The organism is Bacillus thuringiensis (assembly GCF_001595725.1).
Taxonomy (GTDB): domain Bacteria; phylum Bacillota; class Bacilli; order Bacillales; family Bacillaceae_G; genus Bacillus_A; species Bacillus_A thuringiensis_K.
Map to the genome: position 1 here is coordinate 937,383 of NZ_CP014282.1, position 25,534 is coordinate 962,916.

Consider the following 25,534-nt stretch of genomic DNA (forward strand, 5'->3'; position numbering starts at 1 on the left):
TGTAAGTAAGTTTAGAATGTTTTTATATGACATTAAAAAAAGTACTCATACGAGTACTTTTTCTTAAATGAATTATTATTTATTTTTAAACCGTTCCCCATAAATGATAAACCATACCGATAACAAAAAATGCTAGTCCTACAAATAAAACGATTAAAGCAAGCACTCCATTTTTATTATGTTCCATAAAATTAGCTCCTTTTCATTTACTTATCTACAAAAAGCCTTTAGTCGTAATTATGGCTAAAGGCTTGGATCTTCATACTTTGTAGTTTATAAAAAAGTTGCACTTCTGTATTAATTTGGAATATGATTATTTAAAGAGAAGGTGATGAGTACATGCAGGACAAAAAACAATTCCCGCTTATATCTGGAAATCTCTCATTAGATTTAGTAAATACAGAGCTAGTTAGGCGTGGACAACGTTATGATTTATTAATAACAAATGAAGATGTATTAGAATGGCTACATGTAATAAAGGTTAGTCTTCCTTTTTGGAATGAAAAAACATTTATAAGGATTCAAGAGCGCACGAATCAAGTGACATCTATTATATTGGAAGTAAGAGAGGTACTGAGAAAACAGTTTGAGGTAATTGCTGATCAGCACGAAATTTCCAATGATTTTGTTACGTATTTAGAAACACAAATTGAGAAAGCACCATTTACATATAAAATCATTGAACAGCAGCTAGTATCTATCCCGGTTGGAGAAATCGAGGATGTACTCGCATCGTTAATTGCATTTGATGCTTTAACGTTAATAGCAGAAAATAAGCTTATTTTCCTTAAAAGGTGTTCAAATCCTGACTGTGTTTTATTATTTATAGATAAGAGTGGGAAACGAAAATGGTGTTCTATGAAAATATGTGGGAACCGGAAAAAGGTAGCAAAATTTCAGGATCGAAAATTTGAAGAAGTCTAGAGAATCAACTTATAACAGTTGATTCTTTTTTTTTTTCTTCTTTAACTAACCTATAAAATTAATATTTACAGGTTAGTTATGTCGAGTTATAATTGTTGGTAAATAAAGGAGGAGAATGATGGATAATATAACAGCAACTAAGCAGGAAGATCCTCAACCAATAAGTGTACGATATTTTACAAAAATGAAAGGGAAAGGAAGAAGTCCATTACAAGTAAATATAAAGGACTCTTTAACAGGACTACTAGGGGGATTTTTAACAATTATTACCTTAACATATTTAACGAGCATAACCTCTACAGAATTATTAATGGCTCCATTTGGGGCGAGTTGTGTATTAGCGTTTGGAGTTTGGAATGCGCCATTATCTCAGCCGCGTAATATTATTGGAGGACATTTGATTTCAACTTTCATTGGTCTATCAATATATCATTTGTTTGGGAATGAATATTGGACAATTGCTTTAGCAGTGGGGATGGCAATAGCCGTTATGATGTTAACGAGAACGACGCACCCTCCGGCAGGGGCCGATCCGATTATCGTTATTTTAGGGGCAAATAGTTGGAGTTATTTAGTAACACCAGTTTTAATTGGCTCCGTTGTTATTGTAGTTATTGCTTTATTCATTAATAATATGAGTAGTAAAAGAAGCTATCCAACTTTTTGGATTTAGTTTATAAAGCGAAAAACAATTTAAGTAAGTATGTCGTTTTTACTATGTTTTAATTTTTTTATAGAAAAAAGCCTTTAGTCGTAATTATGACTAAAGACTCCATGTCTCAAACTTTTTAATTTAAAGAGAAAAGACACCTTAATGCGCCTTCCTCCGACTTGAACCATCTTAATTTTAATAATATGTATTGGACTCCCATCCGAATATTATTTTACCCCTCAGAACGAAAAATTGTGCTTACTTGCAATAAAAATCTCATTTTTTCGTTTTGGGGTGTTATAAAATCTTGAAGTTGATGGGCATAGGGTGGGACCCAAAACAGTACGATTTTATTTCAAAGACACAACGATTTTACTACACACTTTTTATTTATCCCACACTCTCATCTGCTAGTATTACTATTTTTTATTACTAATGTTGCCGTTTCACTCGGATGGCTAAGAGGAAAATGATGGCCATATGGAACAAAATCAACCTTACCAAGATGCGATGGAGCAGAATAGGCTCTGTCATAATCCCCCCAAATAATGTGAAGATTATACTTTGTTACTTCATTGAAATCACCTTGATCGTTTTTCAGTAGTAAACTGTTAAGCTGAACCGTAGTATTTAAAATTCTAGGAGAAGTAAAACTGTTACTTATCTTTTCAATATAATGTTCAGGGATGCTCTCCATACTTTCAAACAAACCATTACTTAATAAATAACGCTCTATCAAATTAGTAGTTGCTAATTTTAATGTCCATTTGTTCATAAATTGAGGAACATTTAGTGATTTAGCATTTTTTTTAGCAACAGGTGGCTGAAGTAAAGTGATTGCATACTTCTTATCTATGTACTCTTGTACCAATGCTTCCAGAAGAATAAACGCACCGAATGAATGGCCAATTAGGTGTGCACCATTCGTAGCTTTCTCCAATAACTTTTTCACTACATTCAAATAGATATCTAGAAGATTTTTCTCTCGTTTAAAAGGAGAACGTCCCAAACCTGGAAGATCCAAGATCCATATAGGTTGACCAGTTTTTTCATGAAGCTCTTGTGCTAAAGGAAATAAATCTTCTCCATCACTCAATAAACCATGTAATAAAATAAACGGTTTACCCTCTCCTTGTAATTGGTAAAGGGTAGTGTTATCGCATAATGTTCGTTTAAATAAATGATTATGCTGGCCATTTTGATACATCATTCGATAATCCAGATCAGCTACTACGGCAGGCAAAAATTTTATTACACTCGTCTTCTTAAACCAATCTCCTCCCATAATTTTTTTCGCTGAAACATTTGGGAAATTTTGTTTTGTAATAAAATTCAATCCATCAGAAGGAATTTTTGTTATTTTACTTACTCCACTATTCATAATTGCTTTCATAAGTGGCATTGGAACAGAGATTTTTGGTGCCCTCATATTCATACTTTCCGACATAATATTTAATAATTCAGCAATGTTCTGATCGTACTGTTTGTCTTCAACAAGTGTATATGTTTGAATAGTCGGTTGCTCCAATCTGAAAACCTGCATAATAAACTTCGCAAGCTCATCGTTTGAAATAAGTGGTAACCTATATCCCTTACCTCCAGGAATCATTGGCATGAGCCCTCTTCGCATACTCATCACAAGCAAACCTAATCCTGCTATCTGCTCTGTACTCCCTGTTTTCCTACTACCGACTACAGTTGGCGGATTAATTACAGAAAGCGGATAACCTACTGCGGATGCCTGCTGACGGATATAGAGATCTGCTAAAAATTTTGTTCTCTCATATGGATTTTTTATTTTTAAATAATTGTTTCCTTCTGTAAACACATCAATTGCAATCTTGCTATTTTTATCATCAAAGGGACTCATATAACCTACAACATGAATAAATTGTTGCAAGCCCTTCAATTGATGAATACTTTTAGCTAATTCACTAATATGTTTGGCGCCATTTAAAAATACGGAAGCTGCCTCTTTACTTGTCGCTTGAATATCCATGGGGCCTCCTGCGTGAATAATCACATCCGTTTTCAATACCCTCTCCTTATCTTCAGCACTTAGACCTAAATCTATTTTCGTCAAATCACCTTCAATAAAGTGCATAACTTTCTTTTTTAAGATGCCTCTTTCTTGAAAAAGGCGTATTGCTTTACTTTTCGACCTTACTAAAAGAAGAATTTTAACATCCTCTTTGGCTAATTCTTTCACTAATTGCTTTCCAATAAAGCCTGTTCCACCAGTTAAAAATACTGTTCTCATATAAAATCCTCTTTGTAGTACTAATTAGTACTAATTTGATGTAAAAAAAAGCTTCTTTTATCGAAGCAATTTAAAAAAATGATCTGCTGTTTTCGTGATTACAGTTGCATCTTTCAATGTTTCTGAAATAAATAACGCTCCCTCAAGATTTGTAATAAAAAGTGATGCAACCTCATCAATATGAATCGTATTTCTGAATTCTCCATTCTCTACCCCTTGTTTAAGTAATAGAGAAACTTTCTCTTGTAATCCTGTAAAAAAAAGACCTATTTTTTCTTTTATTTGCGTGGCCTGTGTAGGACTTTGAATATAAAGAGTAATAAATGGACAGCTCCCCTTATACTCTCTCGACTGAACTCCTTGTGATAATTGCTTTAAAAACAGTTGGATACGATCTTCAACTAAAAATTGGTTCTGAGAAAGTACGTCATCAATTGCAGATTGATACATTTCAATCCAATAATCAACGACCCCTTCTAATAATTGTTCCTTATTAGAAAAGTGATAATACACATTAGACTTTGAAACTTTGCTTACACGTACTAATTCATCCATACTTGTATAAGCAAACCCTTTTTCTAAAAATAATGTTGCAGCTACTTCAATCACACGTTTTTGATTCATTAATTTTACCTTTGTCATAACTAGAACTATATAGTACTAATTTAAATATTGCAAGTATTTATGTTAATTTTTAAAAAATTTCCACTAACATTGATTTTACTGCAAAAAAAATCTTATTTTGAATAAAGTTGAACTGAACCCCGAAATTGTTAATTTACTATCGTCTAATAGGGGTCACCATATACGCCCATCAACTTAAGAAAAAGAAATGCCCCCAAAACGAAAAAATGAGCAGCTTCTCAGAATAACTATCTGTAGAGAAAGAAAATTTTAATTTAGGGGGATATGAAAATATTAGCTTGATGGTGATGGGGTAGTACCAACGAGTCGCTTAGAATTGTAAATCTGTCTTTTCATAATCCTACTCCATAAAGAAAAGACACCCTAAAGTGCCTTTTATCGATTTGAATTATTTATTGTATGTAGTTCATATTCGTTAGCATAAAACTCTTTTATTAGTTTTATCCTGCATTAACTGGCAGTAAGACCCCCACCTCAAAACTCAGCGAAAGCAAAGAAGTTAGGTGGGGGGGGGGCTGCCCGTAAAAGCCCGATTGGTGAAGGCTAATAATCAGTGGGGGATAAACAACCCCCCCACTGATTAAAGTTTCACTTTATTTCATTCGTATCTGGATTAAACTTAAATATTTTAATTTGATTAGATTCGCCTTTGTATGCAAATGTATACTCACCAACTTGGGTCATATTGCTGGTATTTAAGATAGGATCGCTACCGTGATCAGTAATTTCCACAGTTTTCTCACGATCCCAAAACGCGATGACAATAATCAAAATGATGAGGTATACACGTATGAAACGTAGTTCTCTTGCAACAGGATGTTCCATCTGTTAGTTTCCTTTACTGTTTGATAGAGTCTGTTTATAAAAGAGATAATTGCAATGAATATAAATAAAAAAGACACCGTAAAGTGTCTTTTTTATTTTAGTTATGCGCATTACTTAATAAGACGCTAGTTCCTCAGTCTGGCTATGAGTAACTATGTAGGGTAATTCTATTATAACATTTTAACCAGTAATGGGTCTATATGGAATTTTATTGATTTTCTTTTTGATTATTCAGAATGACTTACCAAGTATTTGGATGAGGAAAGCAGTGAGACAGAAGCGACTAAACTTGTTTTAGAAGAGTGTCTTCTTTTTTGTATCATTGTGAGTAAAGTGTAGAGTTATATTTCCCTTTACACGAAGATAACGGTATACTATAGTTAAGTTAAGTAAACTTAACTATTAAACGAAACGAAATAAAAGCATGGAGGAATAACGCTATGACTAGAACTTATAAAGAAGTAATTAATGAAATGAACCGAGCTTATAATGAATTCTACATTTTACTATTTCAGGAGTTAAAAGATGAGTTCGGTCTTACAGGACAGCAAGAGAGCATGCTATTTCATATTAATTTAAATGAAAACACGACAGCAAATCACATTGCGACTACCTTTAATGTATCCAAAAGTGCCGTTAGCCAAGTTTTATCGAAATTGGAGAAACAGAAGATGATTTCAAAACAAGTAAACCCTAATAATAAAAGGGAGTATTTTCTTACACTTGGTCCAAACGGTAGTAAGTATATAGAGCGGTTGTCTGAGTTAGATGATGTATTAATTGAGAAATACTTTTCTAAAATCGATATAAATGCCCTAGAGCAAATGACAGAGACGTTAACGAAAATAAATAAAGTAATATTGGAAGAAAAGCAGAAGGATCTTGATTGTAATGAGTAAGAACTTAGATGAAGCAATTAGTAGAAAGGAGGGGAAGCATGTGATGAGTTACATACCAAATATGATTACGATAGCAAATTTTGTGTGTGGGCTTTTGGCTATTCATGCTGTTTTCGTTGACGATATGTACGGTGCAGTTATGTTCATTATTACAGGTATGGTCCTTGATTTGTTTGATGGCATGGTCGCTCGGAAACTTGATTCTGTTTCAGAAATTGGTGGAGAGTTGGACTCATTTGCGGATTTAGTTACTTTTGGTGTGGCACCATCTATTCTTGCATATAATGCCTCGTTAAAAGATTTGCAGTCTATTGGGATGATATGCGCGCTCGCTTATAGTATTTGCGGAATGCTTCGGCTTGCGAGATTTAACACACAGCAAAGCAAACTCCCGACATTTATCGGAATGCCGATTCCATTCGCGGCAATGTGTCTCCTTATTTTATGTTTTTTAAAGAATCCAGTTTCCGTGGCGTTTGGTACATGCGTACTCGCTTATTTAATGGTGAGCAAAATCAAATTCCCTCATTTAAAAAAAGATATAGCTGAAAGCTTGAAGCTTGGAAGATTGGATTGATGATACGGAACTACAATGAGAAAGATAAAGGAGAATAACATGATTCGTATGGCATTAAGATCATTCAACATACAAATGTATTGTTTGCTAGGCGTAATGTTATTGGGATGGCTCGTGACACCTTTTTCAGCCCAGTTTGTCGGGATAAGCATTGGCCTTTTGGTGAGTATGTACTGCGCCTGGATTTTAGGAAGGCGTATTGAAAAGTTCGGAGATAGCATTGTAAAAAAAGAAAAAGCACCGATGCTCGGAATGATAAATCGGTTCGCAGCGGCAATACTTGGCGCGATTATTATGTATGAAATTGAACATCATGAATTCATGTGGACATTTGCAGCTGGAATTATGGGTGGGTATTTCTTGATTATTATTAATTTGGGGTATTACAGTATGAGGGATGCGAAGGAATAGAGTGAAAACTAAGTTTAAGCATACTGTTGCCTAACAATGAATAGCGGATTATTAAGAAGAGCAATAATTAAACCCAACATAAGATTTAAGAAAAATTTTATATTTACCCCACTTTTTATTTTAAAAGTTTTTCCTATCCTATAAACAAGTTACATCAAGGAGGAGACTGAAAATGAAGAAGTGGGGATTTTATATTTTTAATATATTCCCTATATTCGAAGACAAAGTAGAAGATTAAATATATGAACAAAGTACCAGTTCTTGAACTATGTTCTAAAATAATAGATGAAAATGTAAAGTTAGGGGATTCCACATGCATACAGGAGTTTTGATGAGTTATTTATATACTTATTTTTTTACTATTATGTTTTGTATTATGTTTCAAATTGGATTTTATTTTAAAGCGAAAAGAAACATATCTATTCGGCATTTTCTATGGGTATATATTTTTCTATTCTATCTTTCGCTAGTGTATAAGGTGACGCAGATTGCGACTGTATGGGATATAAGTAGATATGAAACGTGGATTCGTGTAAATCAAATCAATTTGACTCTATTTGATACGGCGGGTAGTACTACGTATCTTTTGAACATCGTACTGTTTATGCCGTTCGGTTTTTTATTGCCGACTATTTGGCCGCAGTTTAAAAAAATGAAAAACACCGTATGCGCGGGATTCTTTTTTTCATTGGCAATTGAGTTAAATCAATTACTAAATAATAGAATTACAGATATTGATGATTTATTTACGAACACCCTCGGGGCAATTATTGGATATTTATTATATAGCGTTTTATTTAAAATGATATGTAAAAGAGATGAAAAAAAGTTTGATACGAATTCTTCTCTAGTCATAAAATACGAGGCTGTTTTTTGTTTAGTGTGTTCATTTGTAGGTGCGATGTTAATTTATTATCCAGCTTTATTTGGAAGACCTGTAATTATTCAGTGAGGTGATTAAGAATTTCTTGTTAACGCCTGTACGATATTTCAATTTGCAAAAAGCCTTTAACACGTTATAGTTAAAGGCTTTTATCATCATAATTTTTACTTACCAATTACCCACTCTAACATCCGCCTTCAACCACTTCACCCAATCCAAGTCCTCTACTTTAAGCAAACTAAGCGAAACACCCTTCATATCTAAAGAAGTCAACAGCGTACCAACCTTTACGAATGTAACTTGCAATCCTTCAAGTTCACACAAACGGCGAATGTCGTTTGCGAAAATGTATTGTTCCATTAATGGTGTCGCACCGAGTCCGTTAATAAGGATGGCGAAGTTGTCGCCTTTTCTCCAGCGATAAATGCTTTTTAGTTTGTTCATCAGTTCAATCGCTAATATTTCAGAAGAGGACAGCGATTCTTTGCGGTAACCTTTTTCACCGTGAATACCGACGCCGTAAAAGACTTCATCTTCGTTTAATGTGAATGAAGCTTGTCCTTTCACTGGGTCGTTGGCAGGTGAAAGGGCGACTCCTAATGTGTGTAAGTTTTCAGTGATAGAACGGCCGAGTGCAGTCAGTTCTTCTAAAGAATGTCCTTCAAGAGCGGCTGCACCAAGTATTTTTTGAATGAAAACAGTACCAGCGACGCCGCGTCTTCTTTTATTAAAGGAAACATCATCTTCAATTGAAACGTCGTCATTTACGATGATGTGGTCAATTTTTCTTCCTTCTTCTTTAGCAATTTGCTTTGCCGCTAGAAAGTTTTCAACGTCATCTTTAAAGTTTTTAATGATGAATAAAATACTTTTATCTTTCGGCATAAGGCGAGTTGCCATTATAATTTGTTCTACTGTAGGCGGAGTGAAAATGCTGCCGTTTACGGCCGCTGTAAGCATTCCTTTTCCTACATAGCCAATATCAGCAGGCTCATGTCCGCTACCACCGCCGCTTATAATAGCGACGTCTTGCTTCATTTTTTGGATATCTTTTACATAAATGATGTTATGTGTTTCGTCGTAATTTACTTTGTCATTATGTTCAAAATAAAAGCCATGCAGCATATCTTGAACGATATTTTGTACATCATTCATAATCTTTTTCATTGCTTTTGCCACCCTTTAATTACTTTGCTGATTGCTCCAGTAATAGTAGTAATTGATTGTTTATCATATTTTTCATGAGAGAAGACATAATGGAAGGATCTACTTCGCATTTGCTTTCAATCCAATCTTTTATCGTTCCGACGAAGCCGTGACTATAAAAGGAGGCAATCGTATTTTTTGTCTCATTAGAAAGGCTGAATCCACAGCTCACAGATAATTCATCAATAATCTTCATATATAAGTTTTTCGTATGCTCAAATAAATAGTGATTAAACGAGTTTTGTTCAATAACTTTAAAAGCATTTCGGTAAAACTTTTGATTTTCATAAAAGTAATCAAATAATAAATCAAAAATGTTTTCCCACGTTTCATAGTCAAGAAAATCGATAATGTTCTCTTTCGTTTCTTCTCTATAAATCCAGCTTAATAGTTCAAATTTATCTTTAAAATGATAATAAAAAGTTTGCCTACGCATTTGACAGTGTAACATAATATCGCTCACTGATATTTTATGAAACGACTCTGTTTCCATTAAATACTTCAATGAGTTCGCGATTATCTTTTTAGAAATTATAGAAGAGGTCATCTCAATCATCCCTAGAATGTTAGTAATATGAAAATCCTACCCATAAATGAGAACGGTGTCTTTAGACAGATTGTCCATTTTGTCCGTTTACTATAAAACGCTTTCATTTTAACATGGATAGTAAGAAGAAGATTTCAAATATATCACAATATATTAAAGGAATTGAGGGATAATCACAATGAAAAAGATTATAAACAAACCAGAAACATTAGTAATGGAAATGTGTAACGGAATGGTTATGGCTCACCCAGAGCTTGAACTTTTGAAAAAATATAAAGTTATTAAGAAGAAAGAAATGAACGAAAACAAAGTAACGTTAATTAGTGGCGGCGGTAGTGGCCATGAGCCGGCACATGCAGGATTAGTCGGAAAAGGAATGTTAGATGCGGCGGTGTGCGGAGATGTTTTTGCCTCTCCTTCACAAATTCAGGTATACCAAGCAATTAAAGAAACAGCTAGTAAAAAAGGAACGTTATTAATTATTAAAAATTACAGCGGCGATATTATGAATTTCAAAAACGGAGCTCATTTAGCGACGGAAGATGGAATTGAAGTCGACTACGTAAAAGTGGACGATGATATTGCGGTAGAAGATAGTCTGTATACAGTAGGACGCCGCGGCGTTGCAGGAGTTATTTTAGTTCATAAAATTGCCGGCGCAGCAGCGGAAGCAGGGATGGATTTAGGAGCGGTGAAAGCTGTAGCGGAAAAAGCAGCTGCTAACGTGCGCACAATCGGTTTAGCATTAACTTCTTGTACCGTTCCAGCGAGTGGATCACCTACTTTCACACTTGCGGAAGATGAAATGGAATACGGCGTAGGTATTCACGGCGAACCAGGAATTAAACGTGAAAAAATGTTGTCAGCAGATGAACTAGCGAACCGTATGACAAACGATCTTGTAAAAGATTTAGGAGTAAAAGAAGGCGAAGAAATTGCACTTCTAGTTAACGGTTTTGGCGGAACACCACTGCAAGAGCTCTACTTATTTAACAACGCAGTTACGAGAGAACTAGCTGCAAGAAACATTAAAATTAATAGAGTATTCGTCGGTAACTATATGACAAGTATTGATATGGCTGGTATGTCTTTAACGGTAATGAAGTTAGATGAAGAGCTAAAAACATTACTATCAAAAAAATGTAATACACCAGCGTTTAAAGTAGATGGACCAGTTGAAAGTGTAGAGTATGTAAATGTACTGGAAGAGGCAGAAGAGAAGGAAGTTTCTTTTGAACTAGAAACTGCGGAAGAGTACGCTGTTATTAAAAATAATGTCATTACATTAAACAATATGGTGTATCTCGTTGATAAAATGAGCGATATTATCATTAAAAATGAAGTACCGTTCTGTGAGTTAGATACGCATGCTGGCGACGGCGACTTCGGAATGAGTGTAGCAAAAGGATTTAAGCAGTTAAAACGTGAGTGGCATTCTATTGTAGAACAAGAAAATGTAACGATCGAATCATTCCTTGACGGTTGCTCCATGATTATTATGGAACATTGCGGCGGCGCATCTGGTCCAATTTGGGGCGGTGCATTCCGCGCAGCTAGTAAAGCAGCAGGCGAGAAGCGTGAGTTAACAGTGAAAGAATTCGCTGAAATACTGCAAGCAGCACTGCAAGGCATCCAATCGATCGGTGAAAGATCATTCGGTAGAGGAGCAGTAGTTGGTGACAAAACACTTGTTGACGCACTTGCTCCATGTGTAGACTCTTGGTTAGATAGCGCCTCAAACGAAGTAGACGTAAAAACTGCCTTTGAAAAAGGTGCAGAAGCAGCGGTTAAAGGAGCAGAGTACACGAAAGAAATCGTAGCTCGCATGGGCCGCGCTGGTACAGTTGGCGAAAGAAGTTTAGGATACCCTGATGCAGGTGCACATGCGCTTGGGGTTATCTTTACGGAGATTGCGGGTAGTTTGAAATAGTAATTGGAAAGTCCCTCTGCCTTAAGGTGGAGGGACTTTTCTATAATTGATTAATATATAATTTCGTTAGATGTTTTCTCTGTAAAGATATGTATGTTTATAAATACTAAGATAATAGTTTTAAAAGAAGAAACGTGAGTTCCTATAAATAGGGAGTTTAGGTTGTTTAATTGTGTTTTGGAAAACTTCTCAATTGATAAAAAGTACTTCAAAAGGAATAAATTAATAATGGAAGATATGAAGGAACGGGAAAAAAAGATAGAAAAGAAGTTAGAGCTAAGGGATGATAATCTTATGAAGATGGTCAGGGAGATTCACGATGCTAAACGTACTAATGTATCAGCTCAGGAAGAAATAGCGGCAGCCAAGTTTAAGATTTTGGAAATGATTATCATTTTTTACTTGTAGGGTATTTTACTGTTTTCGCTCAAATGAATGGATTGTCTTATACATCTAAGTTGCTTCTACATAAATATCTGTAATCTCACCTATTACTATATCTTAAAAAATATGCAACAGTACCAATAAACCGTTAAAAAAAATATTTAAAATAATAACAAATAGGTATAATAATTCCCACTATAGAAAATACAATACTTCCTAAATTAAATGCAGAAAGTTTCGCACGATGAACTTGAATTTCACCTAAATCTACCCCTCCACTAAAATGCTTATCCATAACTTTAGCGACGTTTTGTTGTTGATTAACAAAATAAGGTATTAGCCATATACAGCAGAACAAAATAATACTACCAAAAAAGAGTGTGTCAATAATTGAAGCTTTCCAATTTAATGAAGTAATGACTATGAGAACAAATTCTCCCACCATAACAATTATCATAGTTCCTACATATCTGGTTTTTTCAGAAACGTTTTTAAATACAGTCTCGTCCATAATTTTTTCTATTTTAGTCCATATTACACTGATTAACACGATTAGGCTAATTAAGAAAATAGTAAATAAGGCTTTAACTAAAAGATACTCAAACACTACCGACACCACCTAGTAATTTCTAAATTAGAATATAAAGTTGATTTTTTTAACTCTATCAAAAGATTAAATTCAATAATCTATTAACTAGCTTATCGAAAAATTTATTGATTTAAAGATACAACGCTATATGTATTAGTTATATAGGATAAGATCTCCCAAAATTCCTTTTCTAATATATATATCTTCTAATCATTGTTGGACTTCAATTGTCTAAATATTTTATTTAGCACTTTATATCAGTTAATGATTAGAATTTTCTGAATTAAAACTCCTTGATATATGTTAAGAACATAATTATTATTATGATATTTCGATGTGATTGCTGCTAATGCTTTATCTTCAAGGGGAAATATAAGGTTTTCGTTACCATAATACTAATAATAACCTAACAAATTGAATGGTTACCATAAAATACCAAAAATGCCCCCTCAGCAATTTACAGTATAGTACACTTTTAGGAAAAATGGAATATCAAAATATTTTATTATTAATAATAATGAGAATTTTTATAACGATTATAATTATTGTTCGGATTAAAGATAACTCATTTTTGGTGATCTGTATTCATTTTTTCTAGAGTTTATATTAACTTAGAAAACTTTGTAACAGAACCATAAATAAGATCAAATATCATAAGTTTTTTATTTTTTATACAGTAACCATGTGTCAGCCAGTCCCCTTTTTAATTTAGAATATTCTGTTATTTTTTATCAATTTATAATTGCGGGGTGAATCGTTATATAATTTGCGGAATTATGGTAATATTTAGGTAAATTGAAGTGGTTGAGGAGGACGTAGTGATATGAGCACAAATATTTTAATGCATGAAGCAGTTATGCAACAACTTAATGATTTTTATCAAATGATGTTGTCGCAGCAAATTATAAAAGCAACTGAATTAAAGAAATAGATGAAAAAATTGAACAGATTAAACATGCAGAAGAAAAAGAAAATCAAAATCAAAATTTATTATTATATTATTCTTTGCTAGACCTAAAATATAGAATGCTAACTGATCGAGTAAGTATTCGAAAAGATAGTTTTGAAGCAATTGATACATTCGATGAATCGACAGATACACTCACAACTTATTACTATCATTCTTTTAAAGCAGAACATGCTTTAATGTTTAGTAACTATAATGAAGCCAGAAGGCAATATGAAGAAGCTGAGAGCCTATTAGAACATATTTCTGACGAATTAGAGCATGCAGAGTTTTATCAAAAATATGCGGTGTTAAATCATCATATGTCTAGTATGCTAATATCTATTGAATACGCAAATAAAGCGAAAGAAATCTTTGAAAGACATGCTGGATACGAGGTGAAAGTCGCTTCTTGTGAAAACACACTAGGGACAGCTTGTATATTCTTAAAGCAATTTGAAAAAGCGGAAGAACATTTGAATCGTTCCATTGATCTTTTGCAAAAACATAATGTGGAAAAATTGATTTTAGTAGTAAGGCATAATTTAGGATTATTATACGCAACTCAAAACTTATCTACATTAGCGATTCGTCATTTATCAGAAGTGACAGAGAAGAATCCTGCCCATTTTAAAGCATTGTTCTTACAAGCACGTGAACACTATAAGCTAAGAGAAATAAATATTGCAAAAGAACTTATTGAAAAAGGATTAGCAGTTTGTATAGAATTAGGAAATGAAGAGTATGTATATCATTTCAATATTTTACGTTCTCTTAATGAAGATGAAGCAATTGAACTCTTAGAAGAAGAAGTGGAAAAAAGTATTTCTTACTTCGAAAAGCAGGATTTATGGGATTTCGTAGAAGAATATGCAGAAGTATTAGCGGTTCGCTTCCGCAAATTGAATAAGCATGAAAAAGTTAGTGATTATTTCAATGTATGTTACGAAGCGAAACAAAAATTACTAAGAAAAGGGGCGTTAAAATAATGAAGAAGCTTATATTAGCGGCGTTAGGATTAGTGATAACATTATCATTTAGTAACAATACAGGTGATACACAACATGCTCTAAAAAAGGAAGAAATTATACAATACTCACATGCTGATCATTTTTAATTGCTAATTAACAAAGGGACTCCATAATTGGAGTCCCTTTGTTAATGCGGTAACGATTTAGTTTATCTGATTATAAAAATGCAAAGGGTTTCTAAATTTGCAGAGGTAATTATTTGTTAATCTTTTAAAACTTTGGCTTAGTAATACCGAGGGTTATTATAAATATATTAATCATATAATTTGTCCATATCAAAATGAACGTTTTTTGCATCTAATATATTGTAAATATATTTTATTTTGAAAGAATGTGATTATATGGCTTATAAATCTACGGGAGTGTTTCTAGTTCCGGTTTATGGAAATAGGATTATTCCAACTGCTCTCAACATTATGTTAAACAATGATTCACGTTGCCATACTAGTAATGTAACGGTAACTGTTAAGAGAAGCCGAAACACTTTTTTCCCAACTCAAAATGAATTAGTTGAAATCTCTCGTACTTTTGTTTCTTTAGAACCAAACAGAACAACTAAGATTGTGTTGTTTACTCCAGAATTCCAAGTAGAAGATTTCCTTGATGTCATCATTAGTGGAAATAGAGAGGATGTTAAGGATGTTCTTGTATATTCTTTCTTAGCAGATTCAGTAGGTCATAATCTGCCATCTACTGTTTTCAGAAATGCAGAATACACTTTTGCTTGCTGACACCGTGATGATGTATTCTTTACTGTCGTATATCTGAATTGAAATGTTACAAATAGCACTTCACGGCATACAATCTATCGGTGAAAGAAGTTAAGGATATCTAGATGCAAGTGCGTATGCGCTTTGGGTTATCTTTACCGAGATTGCGAGTAGTTTGAAATAGAAATTAGAAGATACCTTCTACCTTAAGGTGGAGGGAGGGTCTTAATATTGTTTTTTGATATATATTGCTAAATATGTTCCCATAATTCATTCTATTGTATTGAGAATAATGTCATCTACATCAAAAAAACGGCTTATAAAAGGAATTAGTATTTGAAGGAGTTCCACCTCAAACATACTCCTATGCATATAAGTATGTTTGAGGTGGATTTATTAGCGAATTTTATATATAGCATGAATGAAAATGAGATAAATAAAACAATATTCCCTATTATGTTTTTAAGAATTAATTGAGCAGGTCCTTGTAAAAATAAAGAAAAGACACCAAAAGGTGCCTTCCGCCGGCTTAAATTATTTTAATATTATCGATCTAAGTTTAAAAGCTATAGGGATTTTTTCTGTGGGTTTTGTAAGTAGTTTTTACGAAATTATGAGTGTTTTTTATTTTGTATTTCAATAAGTTCATCTGGTATCACTTTTGTATAATATTCTTTTTCTGTTAGTTCAAATATAAATAATGCTTTTTTCCAGTTATAAATAACCTCTTCTACATTATGTTGTTTAATTTTTAATAAACACTGACCTTTTAAATAGAATAGTTCACCTAGTAGGTATAAAGTATTTAGATTAATTGCTAATTTGATACCTTTATCAATGTACTTTATTGCCTCTTCATGTTGATATGTGAAGTCGAAACATTTTGCTAAATTTAACATGAGTTTTAATTTAATTTCTTTATCTCTAGGAAAATCTAGCTTATTAAAATTAGTTAAACATTTTTTGAATATATTAATACTTTTTTCATATTCTTTATTTTCCGCATAAAATATAGCCATTGTTTGCATAATATCTATTTCTCTTTCTGATAAAAAATCAGAATTAGTTAAAGTCAGTTTTAATGCATTATTTAAAAAATCTAAAGCAGTTTTTATTGATTTATCCACCACAAATATAGCAATTGCTTCATGCCATATTAGAAATTGTTTCTCATCTTTTGTTTGAAAATTATTTAAGTTTTTCTCTTTTTTTACTATTTCATAAAGTTCTTTATATTGTTTTTGTTTTAAGCAATCTTTTATTACATATTTTACATTTTCTACATATTTTAATCTTTTGTTTTGAGTTAGTGCAAATATGTTATTTGGATCAATACCAAGTCTTTCTGATAATTGATATAACAATATACTAGATGGATAAATCATACCTTTTTCAATCTTACTAATTTGACTTTGTGAACATATTCCATGACATAATTCGGATTGTGATATATTTTTTTTAATTCTAAGTTCTTTAATGGTAATACCCAAATCGTTAAATTCCATTTTGCCACCTACTATTTAGCACTTTATTAATATAAGAACATTCTCTAACCTTAATGTAATGTAAAATTAATATAGTTGCAATTATTGTTTTAAAGGGCTTATCGTTTCTATAAGATGGTGAGATTTTTTTATGTAAAAAAAGAAACCAAAAGGTGCCTTTCGCCGACTTGGACCACGTTCATTTAATATAAACCTATCTGTATTTTCACATGCTCATCTAATAATCCCTCTATTTTCCATTTGATAAAATAAAATCCTAATATTACCAATAACTAAATAAATATTTCTACATATTCAAGATATTTACATAAATTACAAAAGTGATACATTTAAGTTGTAATCAATAAAAACTATTAAAGGGGGATTTATTATGTTCAAGAAATTAGTAGTAGGAGCGTTAGCAACAGGTATTGCATTAACAGGAGGAATTGGTGCAGCTTCAGCTGATACACAAAAAGCTGTGAGCTCTCCGAAGCAAGCAACATGCTCAATTCCTTATGAGTATTCTAATGGGAAATTCAAAAGAACTCTTTATTACTCAAATGGAGTATATGCTAATAGTTTTAATGAAAATGTTTGTGGCGGGACGATTACGTGGTATTTAAAACATGTTCAAAATGGAGTTGCTTTTTACGAAGGTAATTTAAAATAGTAGATTTTTTGAACCTCATTTATTGAGGTTCCTTTATTTTTAGTTTTTAAACTGATTCTCTATAAAAAAGACACCCTAAGGTGCCTTCTTGAGATTTGCTCCATTGTAATATGGTATTGGATGCCAGTCCAATTATTATTTTACCACCTTAAATAGTTTCAGTTATTGAGAAAAAAGACAACTCATTATTTGAATGCAAAAAGTCCTAGGGGGACTAGGACTTTTTGCTAGAATGAATATGATTTAAAAAAGGACTTATATAACGTAACATATGAATGTTTCGTAAATGTATCAAAAAAATGAACAAAAAAGTTATTTTAAATAAAAAAAGCTCCGCGATAAAAGCTGCGGAGCTTCATAAGGTCGAGTTATGTCGTACTCACAAGGGATTTTAACATGAATGATGTGGTAAAAATACTGGTAAATTTATCCCGTAAAATCCCGATTGGTTTAACTAATAATCAGTGGGGGATGAATAAAACTCCCACTGATTAAAGTTTCACTTCATTCGAAGGAATTCATGTTTTATAAATTAGATTATGAGAGTTGATATTCTCCATATTGACCAGAAAAGAACTAAAAATTCTAGTGAAATTCCAAGTGTTCGTTTCCTAGTTTTTTGAAATTCTTTTATTAAATAGCCAACAGCACTAATTGCTATAAGAATGAAAAGAATAAGTTCGAGTGTAACTGGCATTTTATCTACCCCTAATACATTAATTTATTATATAAAGATTATAAGATATTTTTGTGGCTAGTAGTGAAAAATTTAATAAAACTATCTCTAATGGAGTTTTGTTTGAACTTCTAAAAGAATTTGTGAAAACCATTGTACGTAGAGTTTCTGCGTATGTTTTTAGGAAACAAATTTTAGAAAAAGATAACAAAAAAACCACTCCTCATCGTCGTCGGAAGCAAAAGGGTGGGTTTTGTAAAAAATAAATGAGCCCTAATGAATATAATGTACAAAAGAAAAGACACCCAAAGGTGTTTTACTCCGACTTGATAACAACATTTTATGTATTAAAGGTCATCAAAAAATGTTGTATTTGAAACACGTGACGTTCCATTAATATATTATAAATTTAGTATAATTATATATTGAATATAAAATTTAGAAAGTTGGTGGGAATAATAAAATACATAAAATCCTTATTAAAAAAGAAGCTCTAGGATTAGGGGGCTAGGGCTTCCTGTGTTGGTATATCTCGCACGACATTATAAAAAGAAAAGAACTTAATGAAGATAACAGAGAAATGTTTCGTAAATGTATCAAAAAATTGAACAAAATAGTTATTTTAAAAAGAAGAGCAACTAGCAAAAATTAGATACTGATGTATAAGAAAGGAATAAATTGATAATTTAATATACAAAATACAAGATATGCAATATTGCATATCTTGTATTTCATATTACATTTAACCCAATCATGCCTTGAATGGAGAGGGTTTAAAAGAAATATAATAATCTAAATTATTTGTCGATTAATATGGTAAATTATAGATAAATAAAGAAATTTATGTTAATGTACTTATGGTAATATATTGTTAAAAAAAGGAAGAGGTGAAAAGTTTATATGTTTAAAAAAGGCGTATCATTGCTATTGATTCTCATTCTATCTATTTCTACATTTAGTATAGTAACTCACGCTGCTAGTAGTTCAGAATATGTGAATCAATCATTCTATGGGTATAAGGAGCCATCTTTTAATTCAGCTAAAACAAATGGTGGGTCAGAGTATGGTGCTCAAAATGTAGGAGTCGTGGAAAAAAGAGATAATGGCTGGTGGAAGATTGAAACATGGGAAGGTCCAGTTTGGATTAACTTAAATGGGGAAGAACGTGTCATGGGAGATTTCTATGCATATGATGAACCTTCTCTCTCATCAAAGGTTGCGAATGCTGGAGCGAAGTACGGACGACAAACATTTAGAATAGTAGATGGAACAACAGATGGTTGGCTTAAATTTAAGACGTGGGAAGGCGACAAGTGGATGAATCCTGCGGCTGAACAAATTACCGTCAACAAAACGATTTATGCATATAATGAGCCTTCATTTAATGCAAAGAAAGCAAATTATGGAGCACCATTTAACCCACAAAATTGGGGAGTAGTAGAAAAAAAAGAAAATGGCTGGATGAAAGTAAGTACTTATGAAGGTTATAAGTGGATCAATCCAGATGGAGAAGAAAGATTCATAAACAAATCATTCTATGCGTATAACGAAGCTTCATTTAATGCAGCAAAAGCAAATGCTGGAGCATTATATAATCCGCAGAATTTTAGAGTTGTGGATGGGACAACTAGTGGATGGTTAAAGGTTAAAACATGGGAAGGCGAGAAATGGCTGAATCTAGATGGAGAAGAAAGATTTATAAATAAATCATTCTATGCATATAATGAACCTTCATTTAGTTCAGCAAAAGCAAACGCTGGAGCATTATATAGTCCGCAGAATTTTAGAATAATAGATGGGACAACTAGTGGATGGTTGAAGATTAAAACATGGGAAGGCGACAAGTAGATTAATCTTAACCAAACAGATTCTGGTAATTCTGGAGTGGTTGATCTTGCTTTAAAACAATTAGGAAAACCATATGTATTTGGAAATAGTGGACCTAATTCATTTGATTGTAGCGGTTTTATTTATTATGTATTTAAAAATAATGGATACAATATTGGAAGAACAAGCGTAGCTGGATATTGGGGAATGGTTACAAAAATAAGTGATCCTCAACCAGGAGATTTAGTATTCTTACAGAATACATATAAAGCGGGTCCTTCTCATTTAGGAATATATTTAGGGAATGGTGAATATATTCATGCTGCTGACGAAACAACAGGTGTAATTAAAAGTAAGATAAATAGTTCATACACTCAAAAGCACTTCTTGGGGTATGCTAGATTTTCAAAATAATTAAATTGGATTCAATAAAAAGACAGTTATCTATGGATAGCTGTCTTTTTATTATTTGTGTTGACTTGACTACTTATATATATTCACAAGCGAAACAACATAATATTAATACGGAAAAATATATTAATATGAATTTTTGCATATTTTAAAATTCAATATATCCCTCAAAAACTTTTAATTGTATAATATATTTTGTCATATTTTTAGATTTTTCGACATAAACCAACAAAAATAGAGAACGTATTGGGAGAAGACATTATGTATACAAAATTATTAAAATCAATTACATCATTATCACTTATTGGTGGTGCGTTGTTATATACAAATGGCAGTGATGTGAAAGCTGCTGAAGTGGGTGTTTTTTCTGATGTGCCGACATCACATTGGTCATATCCTGCAATTAAAGATTTAGCGAGTAAGAATATTATTTCCGGTTATGGAAATGGGATATTTGGTTTTGGAGATGTTGCGACAAGGGAGCAAGTTGCGGCTTTAATTTATCGAGTGTTAGTACCGAATAAACAAGGCGGTTCGTTTAGTAATGATGGAACTCGTTTCGTATTAAAGGATGGGTCTACGTTTAAAAATCCTTACGGTGATATTAATCAAAGTTCTACAATGTTCCCAGAAGAGGTATTAACTTTAACAAATTTAGGAGTTTTTAAAGGTGATGAAAATGGCCAATTTAGACCGAAAGCTTCTGTGAGTCGTGCGGAAATGGCACAAATTCTTACAAATGCTTTCCATCTTGCGGCAAAACAAAAACATACCTTTAAAGATGTTCCAAATCCGTTTTGGGCAGAAAACGCAATTAGTGCAGTGCAGTCAAATGGAATCGCAGATGGCACAGGAGACGGAAATTTTGAACCGTATGGTACAGTAACACGTGAACAGTATGCGCAATTTTTATATAAAACTTTAAAATATAAAAATGCTAATGTGAAAGATACAGGAGATGCGGCATTATTAACAGGGTTTAAAGAGGAAGTACAAAAGCGTATTAATATGTATGAAACGAATATTACACTTCCATATAAAACGAAAAATAATAATACAGAAGAAGTGATGAATACACTCTTTAACGCATATAAAGAAGTTGCAAGTAAAAATGAGTATACAAATAATAATAGATCGAATGTTTCATATGGACTTTCTGGATCACCTGGAAATTATACGTTTACGCTTAAGATTACATATCGTGAAACGAAAGAACAGACGGAATATGTCATGAAACAAGCGAAAGCAATCGTTTCTTCTATTACTCAAGTTGGAATGGATGATCACGAAAAAGTGAAGGCGATTCATGATTATGTAGTAAAACATGTTTCTTATGATACGTCTTATAAAGCTTACACAGCATATGAAGCACTTGTAAATCGTTCTGCAGTTTGCCAAGGTTACGCACTATTAACCTATCAATTATTAAAAGAAGCAGGAATTGAAAATCATTTCGTGACAGGAACTGGGGACGGACAACCCCATGCTTGGAATTTAGTGAAAATCGAAAACAAATGGTATCATCTTGATACAACATTCGATGATCCGGTTCCAGATGAGCAGGGCCGCGTAACGTATTCGTATTTCAATTTATCAGATGAACAAATCGCAAAAAATCATGAGTGGAACCGCGGAGACTACCCGCAAGCTACAACAAATTATTATAGTACACTGACAAATAAAATTGCGGCAGGTAGTACGAAAACGCCTGCATATCAGCAAATATTAAAAGATACAAAGTTAAATTATTTAGGAAATGAATATATCGCAAATAACTATACTGAATTAAAAAATAAAATGCAGCAGCGCTATAGTACAAAGCCAGAAAAGATAGAAGTACTTTATAAGCAATCAATGAACGGTGCACTGCAAGATGTGAAAAAGGCAATTGGGGAAATCGGTTATCCGCAAGGGGCAAATCGAGTTTCTTATAAAGCGGAGCCTTACAATGCGAAAGAAGGATATTCTTTAGTGACGATTACGTTTACGTATTAAGAATGAAAAAAAGCATCTGTTTTAGATGCTTTTTTTATTGTATTAATTCGACAGAATGTGCCAAGTGAAAGGGATTTGGTCTGTTATGATAATTTTTGAAATTTTACATTTTGGAGGATTAATCATGAATAAAAATAAGATTTTCGCTGCGTTAATAGGAATTGTAGCCTTATTTGTAATTATTAATGTAGTTGTTACGAAAGAGAAAACGACATCAACCAGTGAAAAAATGTACTCTGAGAAAGAATATAATAAATTAGTAGATGAACATTTTGAAGAAACGCAAAAGTTGAAAGGTGATATGAGTGTGTTAGAAACTGAAAAAAAATCTCTTGATGAGCAAGTGAAGAAGTTAAAAGATGAGTTAGCGAAAAAAGAGCAACAAGTAGCGCAGCAGCCGGAAAAGAAAGAAGAGCCAAAAACGGAACAACCTACTGGAGCATTCGAAAATCCAATGAAAAGCATAAACAAAACAGAGGCAATGAATAAAGTAAAAGAAAAGGCGAAGAAAGACTTCCAAGATGATTATATGACACAAAACTTTGTTGCGGAGGAACAATCAAAAGTATTTGATTTCTTAAACAGTATTGAAATTAAATCACAATAAGAATTAAATGTAATGAAGAATGCATTGAAAGATTTTTCTAACGACTTTATGACAGCGAAGTTAAATGATCTAATAGAAAATTAGAATTAGTAGAACTGGTAAATAAACTTTGCTTTAGTCATACGAAAGTCCTCCATTTAAGTCAGGAAATTGATAAGTTAATTAATAAATATATGATTATAAAAAAAGGAACCCTATAATAGTAGGGTTCAAAGGGAACAGATACGTAAAATATATAAAGAGAATAATTCAATGTGTAATTAATATAGAATTGAATACTGAGATATTTGAAAATAAAGCCAGTCAGAAACATACTGAAGGTTTATCGACCGATAATAGGTTGAGGGAACCAAAGGATATAGCTGACATTATACCTTTTCTTTTTTTACCAGACAGTTGTTGAATAACTGGTGAATGAATTGATGCAATTAACGAATTTTGTTTATTATAACAAAGGAAAAAATAACTTATTATGAGCTGTATTTTTAAAAAGATAGTTTTTATTGAAAGTCTATCGTTTAGGTAACTTACTTATAAAATTTGAATCTTATGTCTATTGTATCTACGTCATTCTTGTTAATTGTATGGATTATTAAATCATTTTGATATACATACTTATTTTATAGTAAACTAAAAGTGGTAAGGGTACTGAATGATCTGTTATTCTAAAAACACAGTACTTCAAGGTTTTGAAGCACTGATTTCCTTTGATTAACTATATTTAAATACTCATATTATGTTTTTTAGAAGAAGAAATAGGTTGTTCCATCTTTTGATGAACTATATGGAACAATAGAGAAGCTAGAATTCCAATCGCTAAAAATATTAACCAGTAGATCGATATGTGATTAAATTTATTTAACCAAGCTCCAAGATAGTTACCAATAGTGCCTCCAAAGGCCCAAAAGGCTTGGAAAATACCGAAAAATAAGCCTGCAGGTTTATTGTTACTAAACTGAGCAACAGTCATTTCAGCACCTGGAAGGGCAAGTGTTTCTCCAAGAGTATAAAGAAATATACAAAATAACATCCAATAAATTGATGAAATTAGTGGAATAGCACCAATTGAGAGTCCCATAATCAAAACGCCTAGTTTTACCATAATCAAGGGATGCTTACTAATAAATATTTTTCTTAATAAGAACATTAATAATAATCCGGAAACACCATTTAAAATAAAAATAGAACTTACTAATTGTTTATTGTCAGTTAAATTGTATGCTTTGACTGGAAAAGAAATATTTAATTGAACAAACATAATCCAAAATAAAGGCATAATACACATAAATAGTAAAAATAACTTATTTGAAGCTGTATCCTTTAAGCTTGCCAATATTTTTTTAGTATCTTTAAACGTCTTAGGATACTTATTACGATATACAAAAAGAACAAATGCTAAAAGTAGCATAGCGATACTTGCAATCGTAAATGGATATACTGGATCAAATTGAACTAATAAGGCCCCAACTAAAGGCCCCACAATTACGCCTGCATTAAGCATTTGGTTAAAATAAGTAAATATTTTCTTTCGTAGCGCCTCTTTTTGAGTAGTAAAGAAAGCAGTAATAGATGGATCAAATAATGCTCCTCCAAAACCAATAAAAAATGAGGCGATACTTACTGACCAAAAATCACTAGCAAAAACAAATAATCCAAATCCTACCGCTCTTATTACAACTCCTAGAAGAATATTTATTGTATGGCTTACTCGGTCACCTATAAAACCAGTGAATATTGGCAACCCTCTTTGTGAAATAAGAATTGTAGTTAAAATGGTCCCCACTTCCCAAGAAGAGAAGTGGAGATCATTAGTTAAATGTATTGCTAAAAAAGGCATTATCATAAAACTTCCTGTATTCATAAATAAAACAGCTGTAAGCAAAATCTTGATGGGAACAGGAATTTTTTCGCTAACCATTGACTTTGATTGCCTCTCTTTTTTCTTCTAATTTTTTTGAGAATTTTTCTTTTTTTACTACAGCTCTTTCATGAAAACCACTTAATATTTTATTACTTTCATCGAATGCCTCAACTTCAAAAAGCAATTTATTTTTATCAACTTTAATTAATTTTGAATGAATTGTTACTTTCTCATTATAAAGAGATGGGGCCAAATGCTTCATTTCATAATGACCTAGCCCTAAAGACATATAATTTTCTTCAATTTGGTTTTTAATAGCATCCATACAAGATACTTCTGCTAACCAGAGTAAAACGGGGGTTGCTAATACTTCTACGTCATTTTCCCAGTTGTTTGCTAAGTCCTTTTCTTGAACTACATATTCATATTTTCCTAAAGAATCAACTTGAAAGTTCATAATCTAATTCCTCCTATTTAGAGAGTTAATTTTTTTGTGTATTAGATTTACCACCATCTTTGTCTCAATCCACATGGAACTGGAACACGTATAAAATAGTAGGTTAAATATGGAATTTTTAAAT

22 protein-coding genes and 4 pseudogenes are annotated in these 25,534 nt (G+C 32.4%); 17 read left to right on the forward strand and 9 right to left on the reverse strand.

The genetic code is table 11. The features are described from left to right. The first annotated feature begins 339 nt into the window (after nt 1–339). On the forward strand, nt 340–924 hold the full coding sequence (locus tag AXW78_RS04750; protein ID WP_001152933.1) for a CGNR zinc finger domain-containing protein: 585 nt from the start codon (nt 340–342) through the stop codon (nt 922–924). 118 nt (nt 925–1,042) lie between these two features. Beyond that, the gene (locus AXW78_RS04755) at nt 1,043–1,597 is read left to right on the forward strand and encodes an HPP family protein (RefSeq protein WP_000368838.1); all 555 of its coding nucleotides are present in this window, start codon (nt 1,043–1,045) and stop codon (nt 1,595–1,597) included. A 382-nt stretch (nt 1,598–1,979) separates the two neighbouring features. Here the strand turns inward: AXW78_RS04755 and AXW78_RS04760 are convergent, their stop codons facing one another. The 3 genes from AXW78_RS04760 to AXW78_RS04770 all read right to left on the reverse strand — a co-directional run bounded on the left by AXW78_RS04760 (nt 1,980) and on the right by AXW78_RS04770 (nt 5,306). Beyond that, nucleotides 1,980–3,836 carry an alpha/beta fold hydrolase gene (locus AXW78_RS04760; protein ID WP_061883850.1) on the reverse strand — a complete coding sequence of 619 codons (1,857 nt, stop codon included), beginning with the start codon at nt 3,834–3,836 and terminating at the stop codon, nt 1,980–1,982. Between the two features lie 57 nt (nt 3,837–3,893). Then, a complete protein-coding gene (locus AXW78_RS04765) occupies nt 3,894–4,460 on the reverse strand; it encodes a TetR/AcrR family transcriptional regulator (RefSeq protein ID WP_001072299.1) in 567 nt (188 codons plus the stop codon). A 609-nt stretch (nt 4,461–5,069) separates the two neighbouring features. Next, a complete protein-coding gene (locus AXW78_RS04770) occupies nt 5,070–5,306 on the reverse strand; it encodes a YmzC family protein (protein ID WP_042990642.1) in 237 nt (78 codons plus the stop codon). A 440-nt stretch (nt 5,307–5,746) separates the two neighbouring features. Here AXW78_RS04770 and AXW78_RS04775 point away from each other — a divergent pair, with 440 nt between their 5' ends. The 4 genes from AXW78_RS04775 (at nt 5,747) to AXW78_RS04790 (ending at nt 8,145) form a co-directional block, all read left to right on the forward strand. Next, complete coding sequence (locus tag AXW78_RS04775; RefSeq protein WP_000198943.1) at nt 5,747–6,205, forward strand: MarR family winged helix-turn-helix transcriptional regulator; 459 nt, start codon at nt 5,747–5,749, stop codon at nt 6,203–6,205. Next, nucleotides 6,198–6,782 (forward strand): CDP-diacylglycerol--serine O-phosphatidyltransferase, encoded by a 585-nt coding sequence (gene pssA / locus AXW78_RS04780; protein WP_000042027.1) that lies wholly within the window; start codon nt 6,198–6,200, stop codon nt 6,780–6,782. Before AXW78_RS04775 ends, pssA begins: the two co-directional genes overlap by 8 nt. A 39-nt stretch (nt 6,783–6,821) precedes the next feature. Then, nucleotides 6,822–7,193: an ATP synthase subunit I gene (locus AXW78_RS04785; protein WP_000620605.1), complete on the forward strand. Its 372-nt coding sequence runs from the start codon at nt 6,822–6,824 to the stop codon at nt 7,191–7,193. Nucleotides 7,194–7,506: 313 nt separating this feature from the next. Beyond that, the gene (locus tag AXW78_RS04790; RefSeq protein ID WP_061883851.1) at nt 7,507–8,145 is read left to right on the forward strand and encodes a VanZ family protein; all 639 of its coding nucleotides are present in this window, start codon (nt 7,507–7,509) and stop codon (nt 8,143–8,145) included. 99 nt (nt 8,146–8,244) lie between these two features. Here the strand turns inward: AXW78_RS04790 and dhaQ are convergent, their stop codons facing one another. Both dhaQ and dhaS read right to left on the reverse strand, forming a co-directional pair. Continuing rightward, entirely contained in the window at nt 8,245–9,243 is a 999-nt protein-coding gene (dhaQ, locus tag AXW78_RS04795) for a DhaKLM operon coactivator DhaQ (protein ID WP_061883852.1), read from the reverse strand. Nucleotides 9,244–9,262: 19 nt separating this feature from the next. Continuing rightward, complete coding sequence (gene dhaS, locus AXW78_RS04800; protein ID WP_000204226.1) at nt 9,263–9,829, reverse strand: dihydroxyacetone kinase transcriptional activator DhaS; 567 nt, start codon at nt 9,827–9,829, stop codon at nt 9,263–9,265. A gap of 178 nt (nt 9,830–10,007) precedes the next feature. Here dhaS and dhaK point away from each other — a divergent pair, with 178 nt between their 5' ends. Beyond that, nucleotides 10,008–11,759: a dihydroxyacetone kinase subunit DhaK gene (gene dhaK, locus AXW78_RS31665; protein WP_081113906.1), complete on the forward strand. Its 1,752-nt coding sequence runs from the start codon at nt 10,008–10,010 to the stop codon at nt 11,757–11,759. 210 nt (nt 11,760–11,969) lie between these two features. Continuing rightward, nucleotides 11,970–12,167, forward strand: a pseudogene (locus tag AXW78_RS04810) (DUF3967 domain-containing protein); the annotation flags it as partial. Between the two features lie 124 nt (nt 12,168–12,291). Here AXW78_RS04810 and AXW78_RS04815 read toward each other — a convergent pair. Next, on the reverse strand, nt 12,292–12,750 hold the full coding sequence (locus tag AXW78_RS04815) for a hypothetical protein (protein WP_046945632.1): 459 nt from the start codon (nt 12,748–12,750) through the stop codon (nt 12,292–12,294). A gap of 805 nt (nt 12,751–13,555) precedes the next feature. On the opposite strand from AXW78_RS04815, the pseudogene AXW78_RS04820 reads away from it, so the two are divergent. The 3 genes and pseudogenes from AXW78_RS04820 (at nt 13,556) to AXW78_RS04825 (ending at nt 15,440) form a co-directional block, all read left to right on the forward strand. Next, nucleotides 13,556–14,667: pseudogene (locus tag AXW78_RS04820) on the forward strand (tetratricopeptide repeat protein). Further along, nucleotides 14,667–14,795, forward strand: a complete 129-nt coding sequence (locus tag AXW78_RS35230) for a hypothetical protein (RefSeq protein ID WP_000733501.1) — start codon at nt 14,667–14,669, stop codon at nt 14,793–14,795. The pseudogene AXW78_RS04820 and the gene AXW78_RS35230 overlap by 1 nt, the downstream one beginning before the upstream one ends. A 255-nt stretch (nt 14,796–15,050) precedes the next feature. Continuing rightward, entirely contained in the window at nt 15,051–15,440 is a 390-nt protein-coding gene (locus tag AXW78_RS04825; RefSeq protein WP_061883855.1) for a hypothetical protein, read from the forward strand. 590 nt (nt 15,441–16,030) lie between these two features. On the opposite strand, the gene AXW78_RS04830 is transcribed toward AXW78_RS04825, so the two are convergent. Beyond that, nucleotides 16,031–16,924, reverse strand: coding sequence for a helix-turn-helix domain-containing protein (locus AXW78_RS04830; protein ID WP_000395465.1), 894 nt, complete (start codon nt 16,922–16,924; stop codon nt 16,031–16,033). A 370-nt stretch (nt 16,925–17,294) separates the two neighbouring features. On the opposite strand from AXW78_RS04830, the gene AXW78_RS04835 reads away from it, so the two are divergent. From AXW78_RS04835 to AXW78_RS31685, 6 genes and pseudogenes are all read left to right on the forward strand, one after another. Beyond that, nucleotides 17,295–17,576: an LCI fold-containing protein gene (locus tag AXW78_RS04835; RefSeq protein ID WP_000473814.1), complete on the forward strand. Its 282-nt coding sequence runs from the start codon at nt 17,295–17,297 to the stop codon at nt 17,574–17,576. A 750-nt stretch (nt 17,577–18,326) separates the two neighbouring features. Continuing rightward, entirely contained in the window at nt 18,327–18,518 is a 192-nt protein-coding gene (locus tag AXW78_RS04840; protein WP_000168408.1) for a hypothetical protein, read from the forward strand. Between the two features lie 634 nt (nt 18,519–19,152). Beyond that, nucleotides 19,153–20,493 (forward strand): annotated as a pseudogene (locus AXW78_RS04845) (C40 family peptidase). Between the two features lie 258 nt (nt 20,494–20,751). Next, nucleotides 20,752–22,485 (forward strand): S-layer homology domain-containing protein, encoded by a 1,734-nt coding sequence (locus AXW78_RS04850; protein WP_000288173.1) that lies wholly within the window; start codon nt 20,752–20,754, stop codon nt 22,483–22,485. 124 nt (nt 22,486–22,609) lie between these two features. After that, nucleotides 22,610–23,176: pseudogene (locus AXW78_RS04855) on the forward strand (hypothetical protein). A gap of 11 nt (nt 23,177–23,187) precedes the next feature. After that, the gene (locus tag AXW78_RS31685; RefSeq protein ID WP_074594354.1) at nt 23,188–23,292 is read left to right on the forward strand and encodes an aspartyl-phosphate phosphatase Spo0E family protein; all 105 of its coding nucleotides are present in this window, start codon (nt 23,188–23,190) and stop codon (nt 23,290–23,292) included. A gap of 521 nt (nt 23,293–23,813) precedes the next feature. Here the strand turns inward: AXW78_RS31685 and AXW78_RS04860 are convergent. Both AXW78_RS04860 and AXW78_RS04865 read right to left on the reverse strand, forming a co-directional pair. Further along, complete coding sequence (locus AXW78_RS04860) at nt 23,814–25,010, reverse strand: MDR family MFS transporter (protein ID WP_000253211.1); 1,197 nt, start codon at nt 25,008–25,010, stop codon at nt 23,814–23,816. Next, the gene (locus tag AXW78_RS04865; protein ID WP_001011131.1) at nt 25,003–25,410 is read right to left on the reverse strand and encodes a thioesterase family protein; all 408 of its coding nucleotides are present in this window, start codon (nt 25,408–25,410) and stop codon (nt 25,003–25,005) included. The genes AXW78_RS04860 and AXW78_RS04865 overlap by 8 nt, the downstream gene beginning before the upstream one ends. Nucleotides 25,411–25,534: the final 124 nt, after the last annotated feature.

What these genes read in the sequence shown, in the direction of transcription:
- pssA (WP_000042027.1), top strand. Translation starts at nt 6,198, where the DNA reads ATGAGTAAGAACTTAGATGAAGCAATTAGTAGAAAGGAGGGGAAGCAT.
- AXW78_RS04790 (WP_061883851.1), top strand. Translation starts at nt 7,507, where the DNA reads ATGCATACAGGAGTTTTGATGAGTTATTTATATACTTATTTTTTTACT.
- dhaS (WP_000204226.1), bottom strand. Translation starts at nt 9,829, where the DNA reads ATGACCTCTTCTATAATTTCTAAAAAGATAATCGCGAACTCATTGAAG.
- AXW78_RS04865 (WP_001011131.1), bottom strand. Translation starts at nt 25,410, where the DNA reads ATGAACTTTCAAGTTGATTCTTTAGGAAAATATGAATATGTAGTTCAA.
- AXW78_RS04775 (WP_000198943.1), top strand. Translation starts at nt 5,747, where the DNA reads ATGACTAGAACTTATAAAGAAGTAATTAATGAAATGAACCGAGCTTAT.
- AXW78_RS04835 (WP_000473814.1), top strand. Translation starts at nt 17,295, where the DNA reads ATGTTCAAGAAATTAGTAGTAGGAGCGTTAGCAACAGGTATTGCATTA.
- AXW78_RS04825 (WP_061883855.1), top strand. Translation starts at nt 15,051, where the DNA reads ATGGCTTATAAATCTACGGGAGTGTTTCTAGTTCCGGTTTATGGAAAT.
- AXW78_RS04770 (WP_042990642.1), bottom strand. Translation starts at nt 5,306, where the DNA reads ATGGAACATCCTGTTGCAAGAGAACTACGTTTCATACGTGTATACCTC.
- AXW78_RS04755 (WP_000368838.1), top strand. Translation starts at nt 1,043, where the DNA reads ATGGATAATATAACAGCAACTAAGCAGGAAGATCCTCAACCAATAAGT.
- AXW78_RS04830 (WP_000395465.1), bottom strand. Translation starts at nt 16,924, where the DNA reads ATGGAATTTAACGATTTGGGTATTACCATTAAAGAACTTAGAATTAAA.
- AXW78_RS04765 (WP_001072299.1), bottom strand. Translation starts at nt 4,460, where the DNA reads ATGAATCAAAAACGTGTGATTGAAGTAGCTGCAACATTATTTTTAGAA.
- AXW78_RS35230 (WP_000733501.1), top strand. Translation starts at nt 14,667, where the DNA reads ATGAAGAAGCTTATATTAGCGGCGTTAGGATTAGTGATAACATTATCA.
- AXW78_RS04860 (WP_000253211.1), bottom strand. Translation starts at nt 25,010, where the DNA reads ATGGTTAGCGAAAAAATTCCTGTTCCCATCAAGATTTTGCTTACAGCT.
- AXW78_RS04750 (WP_001152933.1), top strand. Translation starts at nt 340, where the DNA reads ATGCAGGACAAAAAACAATTCCCGCTTATATCTGGAAATCTCTCATTA.
- dhaQ (WP_061883852.1), bottom strand. Translation starts at nt 9,243, where the DNA reads ATGAAAAAGATTATGAATGATGTACAAAATATCGTTCAAGATATGCTG.
- dhaK (WP_081113906.1), top strand. Translation starts at nt 10,008, where the DNA reads ATGAAAAAGATTATAAACAAACCAGAAACATTAGTAATGGAAATGTGT.
- AXW78_RS04850 (WP_000288173.1), top strand. Translation starts at nt 20,752, where the DNA reads ATGTATACAAAATTATTAAAATCAATTACATCATTATCACTTATTGGT.
- AXW78_RS04760 (WP_061883850.1), bottom strand. Translation starts at nt 3,836, where the DNA reads ATGAGAACAGTATTTTTAACTGGTGGAACAGGCTTTATTGGAAAGCAA.
- AXW78_RS04785 (WP_000620605.1), top strand. Translation starts at nt 6,822, where the DNA reads ATGATTCGTATGGCATTAAGATCATTCAACATACAAATGTATTGTTTG.